This window comes from Bradyrhizobium zhengyangense, from assembly GCF_022012435.1.
Classification (GTDB): Bacteria; Pseudomonadota; Alphaproteobacteria; order Rhizobiales; family Xanthobacteraceae; genus Bradyrhizobium; species Bradyrhizobium zhengyangense.
This window is the reverse complement of record NZ_JAKLUA010000001.1, coordinates 1356359-1378214: the sequence shown is the minus strand read 5'-3', so window position 1 is coordinate 1378214 and position 21856 is coordinate 1356359. Positions and strand designations below refer to the sequence as shown.

General features: G+C 62.2%; 18 protein-coding genes. 5 read left to right on the top strand and 13 right to left on the bottom strand.

What is annotated here, in order from left to right:
* Positions 1 to 116: 116 nt before the first annotated feature.
* The 6 genes from L6637_RS06695 to L6637_RS06670 form a co-directional block, all read right to left on the bottom strand.
* On the bottom strand, positions 117 to 1478 hold the full coding sequence (locus L6637_RS06695; protein WP_237858923.1) for an FGGY-family carbohydrate kinase: 1362 nt from the start codon (positions 1476 to 1478) through the stop codon (positions 117 to 119).
* A 76-nt stretch (positions 1479 to 1554) separates the two neighbouring features.
* Positions 1555 to 2670 carry an autoinducer 2 ABC transporter substrate-binding protein gene (locus tag L6637_RS06690; RefSeq protein ID WP_237869678.1) on the bottom strand — a complete coding sequence of 372 codons (1116 nt, stop codon included), beginning with the start codon at positions 2668 to 2670 and terminating at the stop codon, positions 1555 to 1557.
* Between the two features lie 49 nt (positions 2671 to 2719).
* Positions 2720 to 3712, bottom strand: a complete 993-nt coding sequence (locus L6637_RS06685; protein WP_237869677.1) for an ABC transporter permease — start codon at positions 3710 to 3712, stop codon at positions 2720 to 2722.
* On the bottom strand, positions 3709 to 4686 hold the full coding sequence (locus L6637_RS06680; protein ID WP_377802686.1) for an ABC transporter permease: 978 nt from the start codon (positions 4684 to 4686) through the stop codon (positions 3709 to 3711). Before L6637_RS06680 ends, L6637_RS06685 begins: the two co-directional genes overlap by 4 nt.
* 5 nt (positions 4687 to 4691) lie before the next feature.
* A complete protein-coding gene (locus tag L6637_RS06675; RefSeq protein ID WP_237869673.1) occupies positions 4692 to 6233 on the bottom strand; it encodes a sugar ABC transporter ATP-binding protein in 1542 nt (513 codons plus the stop codon).
* Positions 6234 to 6235: 2 nt separating this feature from the next.
* Positions 6236 to 7048, bottom strand: coding sequence for a DeoR/GlpR family DNA-binding transcription regulator (locus L6637_RS06670; protein WP_237858918.1), 813 nt, complete (start codon positions 7046 to 7048; stop codon positions 6236 to 6238).
* A gap of 185 nt (positions 7049 to 7233) precedes the next feature.
* Here L6637_RS06670 and L6637_RS06665 point away from each other — a divergent pair, with 185 nt between their 5' ends.
* Both L6637_RS06665 and rhaI read left to right on the top strand, forming a co-directional pair.
* The gene (locus L6637_RS06665) at positions 7234 to 9330 is read left to right on the top strand and encodes a bifunctional rhamnulose-1-phosphate aldolase/short-chain dehydrogenase (RefSeq protein WP_237858917.1); all 2097 of its coding nucleotides are present in this window, start codon (positions 7234 to 7236) and stop codon (positions 9328 to 9330) included.
* Positions 9327 to 10625 carry an L-rhamnose catabolism isomerase gene (rhaI, locus tag L6637_RS06660; RefSeq protein WP_237858916.1) on the top strand — a complete coding sequence of 433 codons (1299 nt, stop codon included), beginning with the start codon at positions 9327 to 9329 and terminating at the stop codon, positions 10623 to 10625. Before L6637_RS06665 ends, rhaI begins: the two co-directional genes overlap by 4 nt.
* A 53-nt stretch (positions 10626 to 10678) precedes the next feature.
* On the opposite strand, the gene L6637_RS06655 is transcribed toward rhaI, so the two are convergent.
* Genes L6637_RS06655 through L6637_RS06640 form a run of 4 tightly spaced genes read right to left on the bottom strand, consistent with a single transcriptional unit; the run spans position 10679 to position 15044 of the window.
* Complete coding sequence (locus tag L6637_RS06655; protein ID WP_237858915.1) at positions 10679 to 11794, bottom strand: SbmA/BacA-like family transporter; 1116 nt, start codon at positions 11792 to 11794, stop codon at positions 10679 to 10681.
* Complete coding sequence (locus L6637_RS06650; RefSeq protein WP_237859427.1) at positions 11787 to 12737, bottom strand: 1-phosphofructokinase family hexose kinase; 951 nt, start codon at positions 12735 to 12737, stop codon at positions 11787 to 11789. Before L6637_RS06650 ends, L6637_RS06655 begins: the two co-directional genes overlap by 8 nt.
* A 1-nt stretch (position 12738) precedes the next feature.
* On the bottom strand, positions 12739 to 13713 hold the full coding sequence (glk, locus tag L6637_RS06645; RefSeq protein ID WP_237858914.1) for a glucokinase: 975 nt from the start codon (positions 13711 to 13713) through the stop codon (positions 12739 to 12741).
* Positions 13710 to 15044: a GH1 family beta-glucosidase gene (locus tag L6637_RS06640; RefSeq protein WP_237869671.1), complete on the bottom strand. Its 1335-nt coding sequence runs from the start codon at positions 15042 to 15044 to the stop codon at positions 13710 to 13712. The genes glk and L6637_RS06640 overlap by 4 nt, the downstream gene beginning before the upstream one ends.
* Positions 15045 to 15229: 185 nt before the next feature.
* On the opposite strand from L6637_RS06640, the gene L6637_RS06635 reads away from it, so the two are divergent.
* Positions 15230 to 16570, top strand: coding sequence for an agarase (locus L6637_RS06635; RefSeq protein ID WP_237858912.1), 1341 nt, complete (start codon positions 15230 to 15232; stop codon positions 16568 to 16570).
* A gap of 16 nt (positions 16571 to 16586) precedes the next feature.
* Here the strand turns inward: L6637_RS06635 and ppsA are convergent, their stop codons facing one another.
* Positions 16587 to 18998, bottom strand: a complete 2412-nt coding sequence (gene ppsA / locus L6637_RS06630) for a phosphoenolpyruvate synthase (protein WP_237869669.1) — start codon at positions 18996 to 18998, stop codon at positions 16587 to 16589.
* A gap of 61 nt (positions 18999 to 19059) precedes the next feature.
* Positions 19060 to 19746, bottom strand: a complete 687-nt coding sequence (locus tag L6637_RS06625) for a CBS domain-containing protein (RefSeq protein ID WP_237858910.1) — start codon at positions 19744 to 19746, stop codon at positions 19060 to 19062.
* 229 nt (positions 19747 to 19975) lie between these two features.
* Between L6637_RS06625 and L6637_RS06620 the strand changes: the two genes are divergently transcribed.
* The gene (locus tag L6637_RS06620) at positions 19976 to 20797 is read left to right on the top strand and encodes a universal stress protein (protein WP_237858909.1); all 822 of its coding nucleotides are present in this window, start codon (positions 19976 to 19978) and stop codon (positions 20795 to 20797) included.
* Between the two features lie 25 nt (positions 20798 to 20822).
* Positions 20823 to 21005 carry a hypothetical protein gene (locus L6637_RS06615; protein ID WP_237858907.1) on the top strand — a complete coding sequence of 61 codons (183 nt, stop codon included), beginning with the start codon at positions 20823 to 20825 and terminating at the stop codon, positions 21003 to 21005.
* 215 nt (positions 21006 to 21220) lie between these two features.
* Here the strand turns inward: L6637_RS06615 and L6637_RS06610 are convergent, their stop codons facing one another.
* Positions 21221 to 21742: an Hsp20/alpha crystallin family protein gene (locus L6637_RS06610; RefSeq protein WP_237858905.1), complete on the bottom strand. Its 522-nt coding sequence runs from the start codon at positions 21740 to 21742 to the stop codon at positions 21221 to 21223.
* Positions 21743 to 21856 lie beyond the last annotated feature (114 nt).

The following is a 21856-nucleotide window of genomic DNA, read 5'->3' as shown; positions in this document are numbered from 1 at the left end:
GATGCAAAGCTCGGGCGCACTGCGCCGCGAGAATGCGAACGCGAGTCCTGAGCGTGGGGGTTGGATTGGCGGAGAGTCGCGGAGGAACTGCACCGCGGCCTCTCGGGTTGGCCCGGTCATACGATCCTGTCGACTGTTGCCGTCCAGGCCTTGCGATAAGAATCCAGGCCGGAAATCGAAATCGGAGCGATCGGGCTCGGCTCCGCAATAAGGTAAGAGGGCGGCCATTGCGCGAGCATTGCCGCGCCGCGTGCCGTGCCCGCGGCATCCTCAGCCCCGAAGACACGCTGCGTCGGTCGTAGCGCGCCAAGAGTCTGACAGAAGGGACGATTACGAGCGAAGGTTCCTTCGACGATGAGATCGCCGATGGTCGCTCCCATGCGTGTCAGCAACAGATCGCTGACCAGCGCGCAATAGAGGGTCGCAAGTGCGGCCCGATCTCGCGCTGCGACCTCGCCGCGGACCACGCCCTCGGTCGTCGCATAAGGCCCGCCCTGACCGGAGAAGCAGGGCAGGGCTATCGTGCCCGAGGCGATCACGCGCTCGATCGCGTCGATATCCGGGTTGCCACCCCCGCCTGCGATGACGGCGTATTCGCGTCCGCCCATGAAGCGTCCGCAGGCGATCGGACGACCCAGCACGTCGACGTTGGCGAGCGTGTCATCGCGAGGATCGAGCTGGTCGAGCGAAAGGCCCACGCTCATCAGGATCACCCAGGTGCCCGTCGACAGCACCGTGAACGGCGCCTGGCGCGAGACGAGGTAGGGCAGAAGTGAAGCGTTGGAATCGTGGATTCCGCAAAAGACCGGAGTTTCGGGCGCAAGCCCGGTCGCGGCAGCGATGTCAGGCTGAATCGGACCAAGCGGGTCGAAGGCGCGGCGCATCGGCGGCAGCAAGTGGCCAACGTCGAGGGCGCCGACGAGGCTCGAGACCTGTCCCTGCCGCGGTAGCCAGAGATCACCATGGGCGCCGAGCGTGGTGACTTCCGAGACCGCGACGCCGCTCAAGCGCCAGGCCCAATATTGTGGATAGCCAACGAAATGCTTCGCTTTGGCGAAGAGATCCGGACAGCGCCATTTCTGATAGGCCAGCTGCCGCCCGAGATTGAGGCCAGCGGGCAGTTTCGGAGACAGGCTCTGCGAAAAAGGTGGTCGCAGCTTGGCGTAGTCGGGCTCGATCTCGTCTATGCCTTTGAACTCGTAGTCCATGACCGGAGCCGCGAGGTTGCTCTCGCCGATCAACGCGCCGGCTGCGCCATGCGCCGTCGGAACAATCGCGCCGATCCGATGCGTGCGTGCGGCCTCGCGAAGCGCATCGAGGAAGAAGCTCCATCCGCTCTCGACGTCTTCGTGCGGATATGGCGATCCCGGCAGAACGCGATTGGGCGCCGACTTTTCCCAGAGAAGGCGGCCTTCGTCGAACAAGGCAAGCTTTACATTTGTCTTGCCGATGTCGAGCACCGCGACCGTCTGGCTCATCGTCAAGCTCACGGCAAGAGGGCGATTTCGATAAGCGTCGCCCGACCGCGCTCGGCGGCCGGGCGACGAGTTCAGATCAGAAATCGAAGTCCTTGATGTTCTGCTTGGTGAAAATAAAGGGAGAACCAAGCAGGATCTCGCTGCCATTGACCACGTTCAGCTTACCGAGCTTGCCCGCGTCGACCGAGGTCGCGCCCGGCTTCAGGCTGCCGTCGACCACGGCACGCATCACGTAGGTTGCGGCATAGCCGAGATCGACCGGATTCCACAGCACGACCGACTTGACGCAGTCCGCGTTGACATACGGCTTCATCGCGTTGGGCGTCGCGAGGCCGACCACCGCCACCTTGCCGCAGAGCTTGGCCTTGGTGACGGCTTCCGCCGAAGCGGGCGTCGCGACCGACGTCATGCCGAACAAGCCCGCGAGCTTGTCGCCATGCTTGTTGATCAGCGTCGTCGCCTGGTTGAAGGACAGGTTGTTGTCCTCCTGCGCCTCGACCGTTTCGAGCCATTTCAGCTTGGGATGGCACTTTTGCGCATAGGCCCACATTTCGGCGATCCAGCGTGCCTGGTTCGGCGTCGTGAAGGTCGAGGTGACGATCGCAAAGCTCTTGTCCTCGCCGGCCTCCTTGGCCATGGAGTCGACCATCGACTTGGCGATACCGTTGAACTCGGCCTGGTTGACGAACCATTCGCGCGCGTCCGGCGACGAGTTGGCGTCGTAGCCAACGACATGGATGCCCTTCGACAGCGCCTTCTTTAGCACCGGCGCGATCGCCACCGGATCGTTGGCGGCGAAGAGAATGCCGTCGACGCCGCTGGTGATGTAATTGTCGATGAACTTGATCTGTTCGTCGATCTTGGCCTCGGTCGGGCCGTCGGTCTTTACCGTGACGTTGCCGAGCGCCTTGGCGGCCTCCTGCATGCCTTTCGAGGTCGCATTGAAATAGCCGATGCCGATCAGCTTCGGCACGTCGACCAGTGTGATCGATTTGCCGGCCTTGTCGGTCGCATTTGCCGGCTTGCCACCATCATAAGGCTTGGCCGCGGGCGCGGCGTTCGCCTCGCCAGCCGAACAGGCGAGCGGATTGACCGGCAGGTCGTCCGCGCCGTCCCATCTCTTGTCCGCCGCCGAGGCCGTTCCGGCCAGCAGCGTCGCGCCGAGGAATGCAGCAGCTAATCCGAGCTTCATCTTGTTTTCCTCCCATTTTGATGCCGCTTTTTTGCGGCTAGACACGCCGTCAAACGCCCTCGCGTCTCCGCTGGAGCGAACTCGCCACAAGAGTTGAAAGGATGAGGACCGTGCCGATGACGACGATCGTCGCGTCGCCCTTGACGCCGGTCAGGGCCAGCCCGTTTTTCAACAGCTGGATCATCGCGAGGCCGACCACGGTACCCCAGATGGTGCCGACGCCGCCGAATATGCTGGTGCCACCGAGCACGACCGCCGCGATCACGTCCAACTCATAGCCGATCCCCATGTCCGAGCGGGTGGTGGTCACGCGCGAGACCAGAACACAGGCGGAAAGGCCGGCCATCAGGCCCGATAGCGTGTAGATGATCAGCTTGACGCGATCGACCGGCAAGCCGGAAAAGCGCGCCGCAGTCTCGTTGTTGCCGATCGCATAGAGTGTCCGGCCGAAAGTGGTGCGGTCAAGAACGATGGCCGTGACCACGATCGCAATCAGCAAGAGCCAGAGCTGCGCCGGGACACCGAAGAGGTTTTCCTGTCCGACGAAATAGAACCATTCAGGGTAGCCGCGCACCGAACGCGCCTGGCTGATCCCCTCGGCGAGGCCGCGGTAGAGGGCGAGCGTCGCGATGGTCATGATCAGCGGCGGCACTTTCACTCTGGTGATGACGATTCCGTTGAGGAACCCCGCCGCTGCACCGACGAACAACGAGAAGCAGATTGCCAGCGGCAGAGGAAGGCCGAAAACCTTCCAGGAATAGCCGAGCAGGATCGCGCAGAGGCCGACGATCGAGCCCACCGAGAGATCAATGCCACCGGTGATGATGATAAAGGTCATGGGCAGCGCGATGAGCCCGACCTCGGTCGTCAGCCTGCCCTGGTTGAGCAGATTGTCGAGCGTGAGGAAACGGCTGTTCAAGCCCCCGAGCACGATCAATGCGACGAGCAGGATCACTGCGAGCATGGTTTCGTGGCGCAGCAGCCACCAGGGCACGACGCGCTTGGCGACCTGGGGGAGAGGGATCTCGCTCATGGCGCTCATGCTCCGGCCATGCGCCGGCGCCGCAAGATGTCGGCGATCACGGTCACGAGGATGAGAACGCCTTGCACCGCGCGGATCCAGTAGGGCGAGACGTCGATGAAGACGAGCGCGCTGGCAATCTCGGCGATCAGGACGGCCGCAAGGGTCGAGCCGACGACTGTGCCGACGCCGCCAAGAATGCTGACGCCACCGACGACCGACGCAGTGATGATTGTCAATTCGAGATTGGGCGGTACGGTCGACTGGATGACGCGCAGTTGCGTTGCGTAGAGCAGGGCGGCCGCTCCGGCAAAGAGTCCGTGGAGCGCGAAGACCATGACGATCGTGCGCGGTTGCGAGATGCCGCAGAGCCGTGCCGCTTCGGCGTTGCCTCCGACGGCATAGATCGCACGGCCCGAGGCCGAATAGCGCATCCACAACGCGGCCAGGATCGTCACCAGGATCATGAGAAAGACCGGGAACGGCAGTAGGCCGAATAGCTCGATATCGGCGAGATGGAAACTGTCGGGCAGATCGGTGATCCATTTGCCTCCGGTGACGCTTATCAGGCCGCCTTTGAGGATCGACAACATACCGAGCGTCACCACGATCGCCGGAATGCGCAGATAGGCTATAATGACGCCCTGCAAGGCCATCACCACAACGCCGGCAACGAGTGCTGCCAGCCAGGCGACCACGATCGGTGCGCCATTCACGGCCAAAGTGCCACTGAACGTCGCCAGGACGCCGATCAGCGCGCCGACGGAAATATCGATGTTGCCGGATACGATCACCATCGACATGCCGACTGCGGCGACGGCAATATAGGCGTTGCCTAGCAGCACGTCGGCAAGATTGCGTGCCGCCAGAAAGCGCGGATTGTAAAGCCCGACGGCGATGGCAAGGCCGATCACAGCGATCGCGAGCAAAGCCTCCTGCGAGGCAAGCACCTTCAGCCGCCGTCGCGGATCAGCCCCGGTACCGGCCAAGGTCATCGCCGTCATGCCGCTTTCTCCGCGCTTTCATGGCTGCCCATCATTGCTGCGCCAACCGACTCCGGGGTTGCCTCTTCGCGCGGAAATTCGGCAACGATACGGCCTTCGCGCATCACCAGCACGCGGTCGCTCATGCCGAGCACCTCCGGCAGTTCGCTCGAAATCATCAAGATAGCGAGCCCTTGGGCCGCAAGCTCGCCCATCAACCGATGGATCTCCGCCTTGGCACCGACATCGATGCCGCGCGTCGGCTCGTCGAGGATCAACAGCTTCGGCCCATTGGCGAGCCATTTGCCTAGCACGATCTTCTGTTGATTGCCGCCGGAGAGCTTGCCCGCGATCTGCTCGAGCGAGCTCGTCTTGACGGCAAAGCGCTTGACGCCATCGCCGGCGAGCTTGCGTTCGGCGCCACGATCGATGAAGCCGCCGAATGCGACCTTGCCCAGCGCGGCGAGGCTGAAGTTCTCGCGCACCGTCATCGGCCGCACCAGACCTTGCGTGCCGCGATCTTCGGGAACGTAGGCGACGCCCAAAGACCGCGCCTGGGCGGGTGAGCGAATGTCGGCCTGCTGCCCATCGATCCGGATCTCGCCGCCATCGGCCGGCGTGACGCCGAAAATGGTTTGCGCCAGCTCGCTCCGACCCGAGCCGACGAGGCCGGCAAGGCCCACGATCTCGCCAGCGCGCACCGTGAGCGAGACGCTCCTTGTCAGCGGCCGTCGTTCGAGGCCCTTCACCTCGAGCACCGGCTTGCCGATCGGAACCGTGACCTTCGGGAACAGGCTTTCGATCCTGCGGCCGACCATCAATTGCACGAGCCCGGCTGCGTCCGTATCCGCGACGCGCCTGGTTGCGACATGAGCGCCATCGCGCAGCACGGTGACCCGATCGGCGATCGCAAAGATCTCATCGAGCCGATGGCTGATATAGATCACGGCGACGCCGCGGGCTTTGAGCTTGCGCACGATATCGAACAGCCGCGTCACGTCGTATTCGGTCAGGGCCGCGGTCGGCTCGTCCATGATCAGGATGCGCGCATCCTGTGACAGCGCGCGCAGGATTTCGACGCGCTGCCGATTTCCGACACTGAGGGAGCCGACGATACGGTCGGCTTGCAGATCATGAATCTCCAGCGAAGCAAGCAGGGCATTGGTCTTCTCGCGCATCGCCCGCCAGTCGATCCGGCCAAGGCGAGCGCGCGGCGCATGCCCCATGAAGATATTCTCGGCGACCGTGAGCTCCGGAAACAGCAGCAGCTCCTGATAGATCGTGGCGATGCCGGCGCGCCTGGCATCGTCCGGCCGCGCGAGGTCGACCGGGCTGCCGTCCACGAGCACCTCGCCGCGATCGGGCGGGAACACGCCGGAGATGATCTTGATCAGAGTCGACTTGCCGGCACCGTTCTCGCCGAGCAGGGCGTGGACCTCGCCCCTGGCGGCCTCAAACGAGACGCCTGACAGGGCCCGCACGCCCGGAAAGGACTTTTCGATCGCACGCACCGACAGGAGCGGTGCTGTCGGAGTTTCGCTATGCGGGCCGGTTGTCATGATCACGCCGCCGCAGTGGTTTGAGCGCTCGCATCGACGACAACGACGCGGACACCGTGTCCGCGCAGCATGTCGAGTGCGTCGTTTGGTGCGTCGGCATCGGTGATCAACGTGTCGATGCGCGAGAGTGGGCAGACGACAAGGCTGCCGCGCGAGACGAATTTTGAGGAATCAGCGAGCACAATCAGCTTGTCGGCGCGCTTCAGCAGCTTGGATTCGGCGCGGGCGAGCAGGGGATCGCCTTCGATCACACCGAGGGGGCCGATCGAGATCGCACTCATGAACATCCGCGTCGCCGAATAGTGCTGAATCGCATCCTCGTCGAAAGGCGAGACGATCATACCCTGCTCCCGGTAGACCTCGCCGCCCGGCAAGGCGACGCGGCATTTCGATGTGTGGATCAGCGCGTCGGCGAGGAGATAGGAATTGGTCAACACCTTCAGGCGACGCTCGCGCAGATACTCGCCCATCTGATAGGTGGTCGTGCCACCGTTGATGATGATGGTGTCGCCGTCGGCGCAGAGGGCGACGGCCGCTTTCGCGATGGCGCGCTTGGCGTCGATGTTGAGTGTCTGGCTGACGTCGAAGGAGCGCGTGGCAAGGGAAACGACGTCGCCCGGTGCGTTGGCGGTTTCCGGCAGGGCTTCGAGCCCGCCGTGCACTCTGATCGCGACACCTTGCTCGGCGAGCCTGGCAAAGTCGCGCCGGATCGAGGCTTCGGAGACGCCGGTCGCGCGACAAGCGTCGGCGATGCGCACCAGCGACCGCTCGCGCAACAGTGCCTTGATGACCTGCCAGCGTTCCCGCTCGTGCACGTCGCCCTCCCTTTTGCCGGTAAATAGGTCACGCTCTCGCGCGACGGTCAACTGCAAACCATCACATTCGCTCAATATCGCGCTGCATCAATCATATTGCGTCGCGGCTGTGAGTGTGAGTGATTGACCTTGATTGAATCCCCGGCCTAAGCTGCTCGAAAGATCAAGCACAGGGAGGATGCGTCATGAGCGAGGTTGCGGCCACGCCCCTGCCAAATCTGTGGGACGACGCGCGCGCCGCCGGGCTCGATGAGGCCGGTCAATTGCTCTACCGCTCGAACCTGCTCGGGGCTGATCTGCGCATCACCAATTTCGGCGGCGGCAACACCTCGGCCAAGATCGAGATGAAGGATCCGCTGACGGGCGAGAGTGTCCGCGTGCTCTGGGTCAAAGGGTCGGGCGGCGACATCGGCTCGATGAAGCGCGACGGCTTTTCGACGCTGTATCTCGATAAGCTGGAGGGCCTGAAGGGCCTCTATCGTGGCCTCGCCCATGAGGACGAGATGGTCGCCTTGTTCAATCACTGTACCTTCGATCTCAATCCGCGGGCGACGTCGATCGATACGCCCTTGCACGCCTTCGTGCCGCACCGGCACGTCGATCACGTCCATGCCGATGCGGTGATCGCCATCGCCGCCTCGGAAGACGCCGAGCATCTGACCCGCGAGGTGTTCGGCGGCAAGCTCGGCTTCTTGCCGTGGCAGCGGCCCGGCTTCGATCTTGGCCTGAAGCTGGGCGAGATGGCGGCGCGTCATCCTGACTATGTCGGCGTGGTCCTCGGTGGGCACGGGCTGTTCACTTGGGCTGAGACGTCGAAGGCCTGTTACGAGATGACCTTGCGGGTGATTCAGCAGGCCGCGGATTGGCTTGCCGCACATGAGCAGAAGCCGGCCTTCGGCGGCGCCAAGGTCCAGACGGCCGCACCGGACAGGCGCCGCGCGATCGCGGCGAGGCTGATGCCGCTGATCCGTGGCAAGATCTCTGCGGATGAGCGCAAGATCGGCCATTTCACCGATGCGCCGGAGGTGCTGGAGTTCGTCAACTCCAGCGCGCTGACGAAGCTGGCGCCGCTCGGCACCTCCTGTCCGGATCATTTTCTTCGGACCAAGATCCGTCCGTTGCTGTTGCCCTACGATCCCGCGCGCGACAACCTCGACGAGGTGGTCGCCGGTCTCGACGACCTCCTCGCCGCATACCGGCGCGACTACGCCGCCTATTACGAGCGCTGCAAACACCCTGACACACCGGCCATGCGCGATCCCAACGCGGTCGTGTATCTTGTGCCGGGAATCGGCATGTTCACCTTCGCCAAGGATAAGGCGACGGCGCGCGTTGCGGCCGAGTTTTACGTCAACGCGATCAACGTCATGCGCGGCGCCTCGGGCGTCAGCGCCTATGTCGGCCTTGCCGAGCAGGAGGCCTTCAATATCGAATACTGGCTGCTGGAAGAGGCCAAGCTCCAGCGCATGCCCAAGCCGAAATCGCTTGCGGGGCGTATCGCCTATGTCACAGGCGGCGCCGGCGGTATCGGTGGGGCGACCGCGCAGCGGCTGCTCGGCGAAGGCGCTTGTCTCATCATCGCCGATATCGACGAGAAGGCGCTCAACGAGCGCGTTACGGCGATCACGAAGCGCCATGGCCGGGATGCTGCGATCGGCGTGAAGCTCGATGTGACCGACGAGGAGGCCGTGGTGGCGTCGTTCGAAGAGGCCGCGCGCGCCTTCGGCGGTGTCGACATCGTCGTCTCGAATGCCGGGATCGCCTCGGCCTCGCCTGTCGAGGATACGAGTCTTGGGCTCTGGCAGAAGAACATGGACATTCTCGCCACCGGCTATTTCCTCGTCTCGCGCGAGGCATTCCGGCTGATGCAGCGCCAAAACATCGGCGGCGCCATCATCTTCGTGGCCTCGAAGAACGGCCTTGCCGCTTCGGCCGGCGCCTCGGCTTATTGCGCCGCCAAGGCCTCGGAGATCCATCTCGCCCGCTGCCTCGCGCTGGAAGGCGCAGTGCATGGCATCCGCGTCAACACGGTCAATCCGGACGCGGTGTTGCGCGGCTCGAAGATCTGGGAGGGCGAGTGGCGCCAGCAGCGTGCGGCGTCCAACAAGGTTGCGGAGGACCAACTCGAGGAAGTCTACCGCCAGCGCTCGATGCTAAAATTGTCGGTCTTTCCTGAGGACATCGCCGAGGGTATCTACTTCTTCGCGTCCGACCTTTCGGCCAAGTCGACCGGAAACATTCTCAATGTCGATGCCGGCAACGCCCAGGCCTTCACGCGATGAGCCCCTCGTTCTCGATCAGTGCGGATTTCGTCGCCGAGCACAATGCGCGGCTCGAAGGTGCGATCAGCGAAGACTATGACGCCCTGAAGCGCGCGCTGGCGCGGCATGGCATCGATGCGGACGCCCTGGTGCAGAAAGTCATGGCCTTTAGCGTCGCCATTCCGACCTGGGGCGTTGGCACAGGGGGCACGCGGTTCGCGCGATTTCCGGGGCCGGGCGAGCCGCGAAATGTTGTCGAGAAGATCGACGATTGCGCGGTGATCCAGCTGTTGGCACGGGCAACTCCGACGATCTCGCCGCACTTCCCGTGGGACAAGGTCGACGATTATGCCGCCTTGCGCGAACAGGCCGCGGGTCACGGCCTGGCCTTCGACGCAGTCAACTCGAACACCTTCCAGGATCAGCCGGGCCAAGAGCTTTCGTACAAGTTCGGCTCGCTGTCGCATACCGATGCGCGGGTGCGCGCGCAGGCCATCGCCCATAACGTCGAATGTATCGAGATCGGCCGCAAGCTCGGCTCGAAGGCCCTGACCGTCTGGATCGCCGACGGCTCGAATCTTGCCGGCCAGTCGAATCTGACCAGGGCGCTCGACCGCTACATCGACGCGATGCGTGAGATCGTCGCGGCACTACCTGCCGACTGGCGGGTGTTCCTCGAGCATAAGCTGTACGAACCGGCGTTCTACTCGACCGTGATCTCGGATTGGGGCACGAGTTTTGCGGTCGCGCAGGAGCTCGGGCCCAAGGCGCATTGCCTCGTCGATCTCGGCCACCACGCGCCGAACGTGAATATCGAGCAGATCGTGGCTCGGCTCGTTCGCTTCAACAAGCTCGCCGGCTTTCATTTCAATGATTCAAAATACGGCGATGACGATCTCGACAGTGGCTCAGTCGAGCCGTTCCGACTGTTTCTCGTCTTCAACGAGCTGATCGACGCCGAGCGTCGCAGAGTGGAAGGTTTCGCGCCTGCCTATATGATCGACCAGTCGCACAACGTGACCGATCCTATCGAGAGTCTGATGCAATCGGCGATCGAGCTGCAGCGCGCTTATGCGCAGGCTCTGATGGTCGATCGCGCCGCCATTGAAGCGGCGCAGGACGCGAACGACGCGCTCGGTGCTCATCTCGAATTGAAACGCGCCTTCACCACAGATGTCTCGCCGCTCCTTGCCGTCGCCCGCATGCGGGCCGGCGGGGCCATCGCCCCAATTGCTGCCTATCGCGCATCCGGCTACCGGGCGCGAAAGGCGAGGGAACGTCCCATCGTCGGTGGGACTTCGGCTGGCATCGTCTAGGAAGGTGGTCTCTCGTCTTGCCAGAATTGTGGCTACGTTCCTGCGCGCTCCGATCAACTGCCTGTGCGCGCTGACTCGTCGTGTCTATGACACTGATCGATCTTGTCCAGCGCGAGCAGCAGCGACGCAACGCGGTTGGCCGACGCGGCCCATTCTGCCAGACGCGGATAGTTGTCCGTGAACCAACTGCAGGCGCTTTGGACCACGACGAACGCCGCAGCAGCCTGAACGACCTCGCCGAGGAGCATCGTCCCGGCAACGTATTTCGGCGTGCAGAGCAACAATCCAATGACTGGCGTCACCAGAGAGTTTGTGTGGGTTATGACTGTCAGGCGCATGAGCTGCCAGCAATAATCCAGCCACGCGGCGATCACCGCCTTGAGGGCAAGGCGAATGGCGCGGAGTCCATCCTCGCCTTCGGTTTCGGACGCCACGCCCTCTCCGCGTTCGCGCACATGAGTCCCGATGGCCCTCAATTGCGCCTCAGCCCGCTTGTTCTCCTCAAGTACGTGCGTCAGCCGCTGACCGATCAGTATCGTCATGGCTGCCACGACAATCGAATAGATAATGACGGCGACGACGAGATATCCGGGAATGGTCACAACGAAGGTCCCCACGTCGATTGCGAGGCTGCCTCCAACCACCCAGAGGATCCCGATGAAGGTCGTCCCTGTCAGGAGTGAGGCAATAAGCCCTAGAACGAGGTCGACCGGAAGGTCCGTCGCCAGCCTGCCGTCCTCGGCGATCCGATATTCAGGAGCCTGATAATCTCCTGCCACGGAGTTCAGTCGCACGAAGCGATTCCGCTCCAGCCAGTACCAGTAAAGTTCGTCGCTGAGCCATGCTCTCCACATCCGCTGCAGTGTCATCCGGCCCCAGACCGAGAAAACGACGAGCGACAGGCTGGCCGCGGCAAGTGGGATGAATCGTATCGCCTGGCTTAGAAGCTCCTTTCCGTCCCTGCGTTCGATCGCGTTGAAGAAATCGCGGTTCCAGAAGTTCAGCGAATACTGGGTCAGCAGTTGCAGGAGAACCGTTGCAATGAGCGACACGGTGAGCAGCCAGGCCCAACCCGCCGACCGGCCAGCCCAAAAGCCGCGGGCACTTTTCCAGAAGCGCACCAGCAACTGCTGTTCACCCGGCGAGTGGCGTGCCACGTTGCTAGGCATGATAGCCAGCAACGCTTGCGACGTTCACGCTGGCTGCGAGACGATGAACGTCCGCACCAAGACAAAGTCCTGTTCCGGGGCTGAGCAGCGCCGCCGAACCGCCGGCAACGCCATAGCGCAGCGCGCTATCGAGCTTGTCGCCGTTTGCGAGGCGCGACACCATCGCCCCAAGGAAGCTGTCACCTGCTCCGGACACGCTGACGGGCTCCATAACAAGGCCGTTCGCACGCAAGACGACGTCGCGCGAGATGAGCAGGGCCCCGCTGGGGCCCATCGAGAGAGCAATGATCTCGATTCGATAGCCTTGGAGCAGGCGGCGGCCCGCATCCACCAGCGAGAGCTCGTCGGTGCGGCTGATCCCGGCAAGCTCCTGAAACTCCCGAAGGTTGGGCTTGATGAGATAGACGCCGGCTTCCAGCGCTGGTTTGAGCGATGCGCCGGACGTATCCACAATGACCTTGGCGGCCCCTTTCGATGCCCGGACTACTCTGCCGTAGAAATCGGCCGGTGCGCCGGGCGGCAGGCTCCCGCTCGCGATGACAAACGCAACTTGTGGACTGAGACGCGCAATTGCGTCGAGACATTGCTGCCATTCAAAATCGCTCAGGCAGGCGCCCGGAAACACCAGCCTGAATTGCTCCCTGCTGGTTTCGTCGAAAACGGTGATGTCTTCGCGCGTATCGTTCGATATCGGGATCACGATGCTGCGCACGGCCTCGCGTTCAACCAGTGCCGTCAGGGTTTGCCCGGTTGTACCCCCAGCGGGATAGACTGCGGTTGCGTCAAGGCCGAGCCGTTTCAGGACCCGGGCGACATTGATTCCACCACCGCCGGGATCGCGCTGAGGTTCGGCGCAGCGCATCTTCGTGTAGGGCACCATCTTCTTGACCGAGGTCGACAGATCGACCGCCGGGTTGATCGTCAAGGTCACGATGTGCGGCATGTCAGACAAGGCCTTCCACCTCCATCAGGTTACGAAGGCCGACGAATGCGACGTCGTCGTCAAGGATCAGATAGGCCGGGATCGGTTTGAGGAATGTTCGGAGCCGCCCCTTCTCCTCGAAGCGTCGGCGAAACTGGGAAGCGGCGAGATAGTCGGGCATGTGGCGCAAAATGCCGCCGCCGATGAATATCCCGCCTCGCGCGTTCAGCGCGAGCGCCAGGCTGCCTGCGACGGACCCCAGCATCGCGCAAAACATGTCAACGGCGCTGTGGCTGATCGCACAAGTCCCCTCAATGGCGGCCCGTGTGATGTCGGCGGCCCGACGCTTTGGCAGGCTCGCGCCCTCGATCGTGGCCAGGGCGTCATGGAGGTTTTCCAGCCCTGCGCCCGACAAGATGCGTTCGGCAGACACATGTCCGAAGCGGCGGCGCAAGTGCTCGATAACGGCATCCTCGCGCAAAGAGCCGCTTGCCATCGTGGAATGGCCTCCCTCGCTGGATAATACGATTTGCCCGCCGGGGTGCGGTATGCTGATGGCCATTCCCAAGCCAGTGCCGGGGCCGATTGCAGCGAGAGGCGCTCCCGGTTGGCGCTGCTGTCCCCCCAGCTGCAGCAGACTGCTCGGGCCAAGGCGAGGCAGGGCCCACGCGACCGCTTCGAAGTCGTTGATCAGGCGTACGGTCGAGAATTCATGGACTCGGCGCAGTTCCTCTGCATCGACCACCCAGGAATTGTTCGTGAGCGCGCAGCGCCCATTATGAACCACACCGGAGGCGGCAAGGATTACGTGAACCGGTCGTTCGGCCGTTGCCACAGCGCCGAGGTAGGTAGCGAGCGCCTCCTGAAAGGTGTCGTAGTCGCTAACGGCCATGTGAGTGATCGCGCTGAGTTCGCCGTCAGTTTGCTGCGCGAAGCGGGCATTGGTCCCTCCAACATCTGCAAGCAGAACTCGGCCTGGCGTGGTTGCTTTCATCATGGCCGCGTCGCCTTGATCAGCCCGGCATACCAGCCGAAAGACGATTTCGGGGTTCGCCGAAGCGAAGCATAGTCGACGTATGTCAGGCCGAACCTGTTGCTGTACCCGAAGTCCCATTCGAAATTGTCGAGCAGCGACCAGACGAAATAGCCGCGAACGTCGACGCCGCTGGAAGCGGCATCGTTCATCGCGTCGATATAGGCCCTCAAAAAATCTATCCGCCCCGGGTCGACCACCGCGCCGGTCTGGTCAGGCTGGCCGAAATCGCCGTAGCCATTCTCGAGCACGTAGATGGGCAGGCCATAATTTGTGTGGACCTCCTGCAGCGTCTTACGGAACGCGTCGGGCTCGATCGGCCATCCGATCGGGGTCAAAGGAACGGCGGGCGGCTTGTCGCCAAAGTCGTAGCCGAGCATCGAATCCGGTCGCGCCTTCACGTAGACCGGGCTGTAGTGGTTCAGTCCAAACCAATCGAGCGGACGGCAAATCCGCGCCAGGTCGCCTGGCTGCATATGCGGTTCGATCGCCCCTCGCATCGATATTGGATATGTGCCACGGCATTGCGGATCCGGATAGGCCGCATTCCAGTACACATCCAGGCGTCGCGCAGCCGCTGCGTCGGCTTCGCTTGCGCTGGAAGGCCGGCATGGCTGTCGATTGTGGATACAGCCAATCGAGGCGTCGATCACGTTGGCGCGGAGCGCATCCACAGCCGCTCCGTGCGCGAGATTGACGTTATGGATCATGAGGTGGAGCTTGTCCTCGCAGCCGCGATCCGGCTTGCCGAGTGAACGGCTGAACAGGCTGAACATCGACGGCTCGTTGAATGTCGCAAAGCGCTTGACCCGGTCGCCAAGTCGCCTGGCGATCAGACTCGCATAGTTGGCGAACCAGAAGACCGAGTCCCGATTGAGCCAGCCGCCATGCTCCTCCAGAGCCTGCGGAAGGTCCCAATGATACAAGCACAGCCACGGTTCGATACCGGCGGTCAGGAGCTTGTCGATCAGCCGGTCATAGAATGAGAGGCCGGCTTCATTGGCGGACCCGCGTCCTAGCGGTAGGACGCGCGGCCAGGCGACCGAGAACCGGTACGCCTGTACGCCGAGCGTCTTCATGAGGCCGACGTCCTCTCGGTAGCGATGATAGTGGTCGCAGGCGACGTCACCGGTATCGTGAGTTCTGATTTCACCGGACCGACAATAGACGTCCCAGATGCTTGGTCCGCGCCCATCCTCCTGCGTTGCACCTTCGATCTGGAAGCTGGAGGTCGAAACGCCCCAGATGAAATCGGGGCGCAGACAAGAGGTGTTCGGCAATTGAGTTGTCGGCATGAACGACCTGCTTGGCCCTGCAAGATTGGCGACGGGACTATGCTGCCTCGCCAGCCACCGCTCGGGCGGGTTGCTCCCCTGCGACATTGGTACCGCGCCGGTTCGGGGCGGTATTGAGATAGCTCAAGTAGCCTCGCCCGGACTGTGCGATGGGTTTGAGCTCTTGGACCGTTGCGGGGGCGCGCTTGCAAAGAACAAGATGGGGAGGGGTCATCGACGACGATCTCAGCGGAAACGGCTTCTTCCGCGTGGTCGAGCGTGGTGGCGTATTCTGGCTCGTCGATCCTGACGGCGGTCGCTTCCTCTCAAAGGGGGTCAATACAGTCCGTTTCGATCAGGATCGCATCGGCCGCACCGACCGCGTGCCTTACGCCGAGGCTTGTCGCGCCAAGTATGGCAGCCTGCAGATCTGGCGCGCCGCTGTGTCTGATCGGCTGGCAAGCTGGAGATTCAACACGGTCGGCTGCTGGTCAGACGAACTCGTCGCCAGTTCGGGATCGCAATTGCTGGCGACCACGCCGACCGCGGAGCTCGGCGCATCCTTTCGCCTGCATCGTCGCGATCAGATCTTTCCGGATGTCTTCGATGCGGAGTTTTCGGCGCATATCCACGCAAGCGCCGATCTTCGTTGCAGGCACCGGCGCAATGATCCCGGCTTGCTCGGCACCTTCATCGACAACGAACTCTACTGGTCGCCCGATTGGCGAGGCACAGACGAGCTCCTGACGCTGTTCCTGAACCTGCCGTTTCGCCGACCAGGCCGGGTTGCCGCCATCTCGGCTCTGCACGCGCATTATCGGGATTTTGCTCAGTTCAATGCGATATGGCGTACGCAGGCGCGATCATGGGACGAGCTCGACCGGATCGAACATGTTGTGGCGCCGTTCGTCAGGCTTCGACCCGGCGTCCTGAACGACGCGCTCGAGACGAAGGCCAATCTGGCAGATCCTGCCCGCGAGGCATTCTCAGCGGATTGCGATGCCTTCGTGGCCGTCGTGGCGGACAAGTATTTCGAACTGTGCGTCTCGGCAATCAAAACGGCCGACCCCAATCATCTCGTGCTCGGATCCCGATTCGGCTATCAACCGCCGGCTGGCGTTATTGCAGCAGCCGGCCGCCATCTCGACGTGATCTCCTTCAATTGCTACGAGCTCGACCCCGGACCGCTCGTTGACGCCTATGCTGCCACCGGCAAGCCATGCCTGATCTCCGAATTCTCCTTCCGGGGTGATGACGCGGGCCTGCCAAATACCAAAGGGGCGGGGCCAAGGCTCGCTACTCAGCTCGATCGGTCCCGGGCTTTCGAGGGCTACGTTGCGGCCGCCCTCAGCAAGCCGAATGTGGTCGGCTATCACTGGTTCGAGCATGCCGATCAGCCGGCACAAGGGCGCTTTGATGGTGAGGATTCGAATTTCGGAACGGTGACCATCGACGACCAAGTCTATGACGAGCTGACGAAGACGATGATCGAGGTGAACGCTGCCGCAGAGCGTATTCATTCCGCTGCCGTTCCGGCCGTGGTCTGAACCGCCCGGCGATGCGTCACGTCGCGGATTTTGGCGGATTGGCTTCGGCGTCCGCCACCACAGCCATGGTGCGAAACACGCTCGAAGGATTGACGCTGATCGAATCGACCCCAAGCCGGGTCAAATATCTCGCGATCTCCGGATAGTTCGCAGGCGCTTCGCCGCAAATCCCGATATGGCGACCGTTGCGTTTCGCGCCGACTATCGCCAGCCGGAACATCTCCAGCATTCCGGGATCGCGTTCGTCGAAGTCGAAGGCCACGATATCGGAATCCCGGTCCACCCCCAGCGTGAGCTGGGTGAGGTCGTTGGAGCCGATCGAAAAGCCGTCGAACAACCGGGAAAACGCGTCGATCTGGATGACATTATTTGGGATCTCGCACATAACGTAAATCTCGAGACCGTCTTCACCGCGCTTCAGTCCGTTGACAGCCATCGTCGCGATCACGCGTTCGCCCTCCTGGACGGTTCGGCAGAACGGCACCATCACGCGGAGATTGGAAAGGCCCATCTCTTTGCGCACGAGGCGCAGCGCGGCGCACTCCAAGGCAAAACCTTCGAGATAGGCGGGATGACTGTAGCGGGAGGCCCCCCGGAAGCCCAGCATCGGGTTGTCCTCCCTGGGCTCGAAATTGTCCCCGCCAAGCAGCCTGGCGTATTCGTTGGTCTTGAAATCGGAAAGCCGTACGATCACCGGCTTGGGATAGAAGGCTGCGGCGATGGTACCGATGCCTTCCGCCAAGCGCTGAACAAAAAAGTCCGCCGGAGTCTTGAAACCCCTGACAAGGCGCACGATCTCGGCCCGCGCCTTGGCTGATTTTATCTTGTCCGGCTTGAGCAATGCCATGGGGTGGACGCCGATATGCGCGCTGATGATGAACTCCATCCGGGCGAGGCCAACTCCTGCCTGTGGCTGCATCGCCGTGCGGAACGCCATCTCAGGCGTTCCGACATTCACCATGATGGCCGTGCGCGGTTGCCGAAGCTCGCTCACGGACGTCTTGGTCACGTCAAACGCAACCTTTCCCTGATAGACGCGTCCCACATCGCCTTCGGAGCAGCAGATCGTAACCTCGGTTCCGCTCTTGATCCTTTCTGTCGCGAGAGTGGCTCCTACCACGGCGGGAATGCCCAGTTCCCGGGCGATGATCGCCGCATGGCAGGTCCGTCCGCCCTTATCGGTAATGATTCCGGCCGCAATCTTCATGACCGGCTCCCAATCGGGACTGGTGGCGGACGCCACCAGGATTTCGCCCGGCCTGAAGGCAGCGAGATCGCGCGCAGACACGACGCGGCGTGTACGTCCTGAAGCGATTTTCTCTCCGACCGCTCGCCCCTCGACGATGACCGAGCCGCGTTCCCTCAGATTATAAATCTCGTACACGTCCGCCGAACGCCGCGAGGCAACGGTCTCAGGTCGCGCCTGAATGATATAAAGCTTTCCGTCAGCGCCATCCTTAGCCCATTCGATATCCATCGGCATCGCCGCGCCGGCGTGTTCGGAGTAGTGGGCCTCGATCCGGACGGCGATCTCGGCAAGGCTGAGCACTTCCGGGTCGGAGATGCAGAACTTTTGGCGCTCAGATTGCGAAACTTTGCGGGTGAGGGTTGCATGATCAGCGCCCCGTTTGCCGTAGATCATGCGAATCTGCTTGGCTCCGAGCCGGCGCCGCAGCACGTGGCGGTATCCCTCGCGTAGCGTCGGCTTGTGGACGTAAAATTCGTCCGGATCGACCTGGCCCTGCACGATGGTCTCGCCGAGACCGTAACAGCCCGTGACGAAGACGACGTCACGAAATCCGGATTCGGTATCGAGCGTGAAGATTACGCCGCTGGCCGCCAGATCGGATCGAACCATCTTCATCACGGCGACCGAAAGCGCGACCTTGAAATGATCGAATCCGTTGTCGATCCGGTAAGAGATCGCGCGATCGGTGAAGATGGAGGCGAAGCAGCGGCGGCAAGCTTCGAGCAAGTCGTCTGGCCCGCGTACATTGAGAAAGCTTTCATGCTGCCCTGCAAAGCTCGCTGTCGGCAGGTCCTCGGCGGTCGCAGAACTGCGCACGGCGACCGCAATTCCCGCCCCGGCTTCGCGCTCGAGCTGCTGGTAGGCGTCCACGACCTGCTTGCGAAGGAGGGGTGTGTCCGTCGCCTCGTATATGAGCGCACGAGCCTTCGCCGCGTTTTTGGTGAGCTGTCTGATGTTGCTCTTGTCGATCGCATCGAGGAGCCGATGCAGATCGCCCGCAACGTTGTCGCGCGCCAGCGCTTCGCGATAGGCGTCGGCGGTGATCGCAAAGCCGTTCGGGACCGCAATTCCCTGGGACGAGAGCGCCGAGTACAGTTCGCCCAGGGAGGCGGTCTTGCCTCCGACCAAGCCCACGTCGGCCAAGCCGATCTCATGAAACGATCTAATATACCCGGTCATGAAGGCAGCAGATCATGTCGCAGCATTCCGGGCTTGAGCCAAGTCAAGTTGTCCCTGCAGGTCAATAGACGAAGGCGGGAGTTTCCAGCAGGTGGTCATTCACCGCCACCACGCCTGGGATCGCTTCTGCGGCAACGCGAACGGCCGTACGTTCGGCGAGCGATGGCGCGAAGCCCCAGATATCGATCACACCATTCTGCACGGTCGCATTCAAATTGAACGTATGTGCCCATGGCTGCTTCCTGATTTCCTCGAAGAATCGCTTTCGGATGGCTGAATCCGGCAGCGATATCTCGAGCTTTGGCCTGGCGCTTGCGACCGCCTGGAGCAAGTTGGCTCGGCTGACGATTCCAATGAGCTGGCCTTCCCCGTTGACGATAGGAACGCGTTTGATCTTACGCTCTTCGAGAAGCATCGCGATCTCATACAGGGGCGTCTCGGGTGCAGCAGTCGCTATATCCTGCGTCATGATATCCTGTACCTTGATCGAGTGCGATTTGACATAGTCGGTCGCGAGTTGGGCGTCGCCGATCAACAGGCGCAACCACCAGGAGGAAGAGCGTTCGGTCGCGCTCTCGGCCCTGTGCAGCAAATCACCTTCGCTCACGATTCCGAGAACCTTGTTGTCGGCATCGACGACCGGTACGGCGCTGATCCGACGCTCCAGCAGCATTTGCGCGACTTGGCGGACGGTTGCGGTCGGTCCCACGGTAATTACCGGTGATACCATCACGTCTCGTGCTTGCATGGCAAACCTCCATATCGCCGTACAGGTCTGGACGATCTTGTCGGATCGCGAGTCGCCTGGTTTGATCGGGATCAAGCGGCGCAGCCTGCCAGGCGAAAGGAGCGGAGACGACCACCCCCGTCGCCTGTCACATCGGCGGCAGGCGAAACCGGCTTGTTTGATTTCAGTCAATCGTCTCGCCGATCATGGGCCGATAAAGGGGCGTCGCATACTTTGCCGGAGCATTATCATGTCTGTCGCAAGCGTCATGGTCTACGTCGATTCGGAACAGCAGGAGGCAGGACAAGTCGCCGTTGCGAGGGGTATCGCGAGGACGTTCGAAGCGGCCGTCCTGGGTGTTTCCGCGGTGGCTGTGGAGCCTCCCTTTGTGGCGGAAGGTGTCATCATCGAGCAGACCGCCGAGGAAGACATCAAGCGCATAAAAGCAACGCTTTCCGCAAAAGAGGCTTGGTTCAAGAGGGTGCTCGGCACGGCGGGTGAGACGGCCGAATGGCGCTGGGCGCTCGATTATCCGACCGACTTTTTGGTCGAGCAGGCCCGCGCGGCGGACCTGGTGATCCTCAAGCGCAGGCCGCACACGTCAAGCCACTCTCATTTTTTCGATCCCGCCGGCGCCATGCTACGGATGGGACGACCGACGTTATCGGTGCCGGAAAGCGTAACGGAGTTGTCCGGTGACCGCATCGTGGTCGGTTGGAAGGATACACGGGAGGCGCGCCTCGCTGTTCGCGACGCGATGCCATTTCTGACCAGGGCTTCGCAGGTCACAATCGCGGAAATCTGCACGCCGAGCGATCAGGATGCGGCTCGTAAGCGCGTACGCGACGTGGCTGGTTATCTTCAGCGGCATGGAGTGCAGTGCCAGCACGAGATTCGTGTTCATACGGCGGAGCCGGACGGAGGCTATCTCGTTCGGTTGGCGTCCGAGCTTGGCGCCGACCTTATTGTCACCGGCGGCTATGGACATAGTCGATTGGGAGAATGGATCTTTGGAGGCATGACACTGAGCCTGTTGCAACAGGCGCCGGTCTGCCTGCTGATGTCGCATTGAGACCAGCGCAACAGGGGAGTGCGTGATGAACAAGAATCGTCAAACGGCGCAGGAAAGCGCGGCTGAGCAGAAACCAGAGCTACCCGCATCCAATCGTGATGAGCAGGTGATCGTAACTGGGCAGGAGGATCGCGCGATCAAGGAAGCCCTGGAAGACGACGAGGTGCGTGAAATGCTGAAGCTGTATAACCGGGGCAAGCATCTGTAGGCCGCGACCGCAGCCCCGAGAGAACGCGTCGAAAATGCCCTTCGAAGAAAGCGGTCGTTGCACGAGCCATCCAAGCGTGGTCGCCTCGAGGCTGCGGATGTGCATTCAATTCCGATCGGCCGCCTGTCGGTGGCGTTGACCGCGCGTGTGACCCGCTCGTGCTCATCACCGTCGGCGAGGCTGCGACAGTCGCAGCCTCACCTCGGCGGAGGCGTTCAGGCGGCTTTTACATTGATGGTCTTGGCCGGCTTCTGGGCTTCTTCGGTCTTCGGCAAGACAACCTTGAGCACGCCGTTCTTGAACGTCGCCTCGATCTTGTCGGCATTGACGCCGTCCGGCAGTGCGAAGTAACGCTCGAAGGAGCCATAGCGGCGCTCGGAGACGTAATAGTCCTTCTTCTTCTCTTCAGTCTCTTCCTTCTTTTCGCCGCGGATGGTGAGACCGCCATTGACGAGCTTGACGTCGATGTTCTTCTCGTCGAGACCGGGAAGCTCCGCCGTGATCTCGTAAGCCTTGTCGCTCTCGGCAATATCAACGGCTGGTGCGTTGAAGTTCTTGGACAGATCACGCTCCAGCCGAGCGAGCGACGGGAATGGCCGCTTCCAGAAGCCGTTGCCGAAGTCGTCGAAGATCTGATCGATTTCGTTTCTCAGCGCCTGAAATGGCTGCCATGCCGTGCCAGCAGCTGCGGGCGCAGTGGATGTCTTGGTGACGGGTAGCTTGGTCTCGGTTGCCATGATCATCTTCTCCTGAGAGGTTGACCATATCGGTCACCGGAAAGAATAGTCATGGCTGTGGCGCGCTGGTTGATTTCCCTCAAAAGTCTACAGCAATTCCGGCAAGTTCCAGAT

Coding starts and splice junctions, on each gene's coding strand:
- glk (WP_237858914.1), bottom strand. CDS start 13,713: ATGATGAAAGCAACCACGCCAGGCCGAGTTCTGCTTGCAGATGTTGGA.
- L6637_RS06620 (WP_237858909.1), top strand. CDS start 19,976: ATGTCTGTCGCAAGCGTCATGGTCTACGTCGATTCGGAACAGCAGGAG.
- L6637_RS06615 (WP_237858907.1), top strand. CDS start 20,823: ATGAACAAGAATCGTCAAACGGCGCAGGAAAGCGCGGCTGAGCAGAAA.
- L6637_RS06695 (WP_237858923.1), bottom strand. CDS start 1,478: ATGAGCCAGACGGTCGCGGTGCTCGACATCGGCAAGACAAATGTAAAG.
- L6637_RS06625 (WP_237858910.1), bottom strand. CDS start 19,746: ATGCAAGCACGAGACGTGATGGTATCACCGGTAATTACCGTGGGACCG.
- ppsA (WP_237869669.1), bottom strand. CDS start 18,998: ATGACCGGGTATATTAGATCGTTTCATGAGATCGGCTTGGCCGACGTG.
- L6637_RS06665 (WP_237858917.1), top strand. CDS start 7,234: ATGAGCGAGGTTGCGGCCACGCCCCTGCCAAATCTGTGGGACGACGCG.
- L6637_RS06655 (WP_237858915.1), bottom strand. CDS start 11,794: ATGCCTAGCAACGTGGCACGCCACTCGCCGGGTGAACAGCAGTTGCTG.
- L6637_RS06640 (WP_237869671.1), bottom strand. CDS start 15,044: ATGCCGACAACTCAATTGCCGAACACCTCTTGTCTGCGCCCCGATTTC.
- L6637_RS06685 (WP_237869677.1), bottom strand. CDS start 3,712: ATGAGCGCCATGAGCGAGATCCCTCTCCCCCAGGTCGCCAAGCGCGTC.
- L6637_RS06690 (WP_237869678.1), bottom strand. CDS start 2,670: ATGAAGCTCGGATTAGCTGCTGCATTCCTCGGCGCGACGCTGCTGGCC.
- rhaI (WP_237858916.1), top strand. CDS start 9,327: ATGAGCCCCTCGTTCTCGATCAGTGCGGATTTCGTCGCCGAGCACAAT.
- L6637_RS06650 (WP_237859427.1), bottom strand. CDS start 12,737: ATGCCGCACATCGTGACCTTGACGATCAACCCGGCGGTCGATCTGTCG.
- L6637_RS06610 (WP_237858905.1), bottom strand. CDS start 21,742: ATGGCAACCGAGACCAAGCTACCCGTCACCAAGACATCCACTGCGCCC.
- L6637_RS06675 (WP_237869673.1), bottom strand. CDS start 6,233: ATGACAACCGGCCCGCATAGCGAAACTCCGACAGCACCGCTCCTGTCG.
- L6637_RS06680 (WP_377802686.1), bottom strand. CDS start 4,686: ATGACCTTGGCCGGTACCGGGGCTGATCCGCGACGGCGGCTGAAGGTG.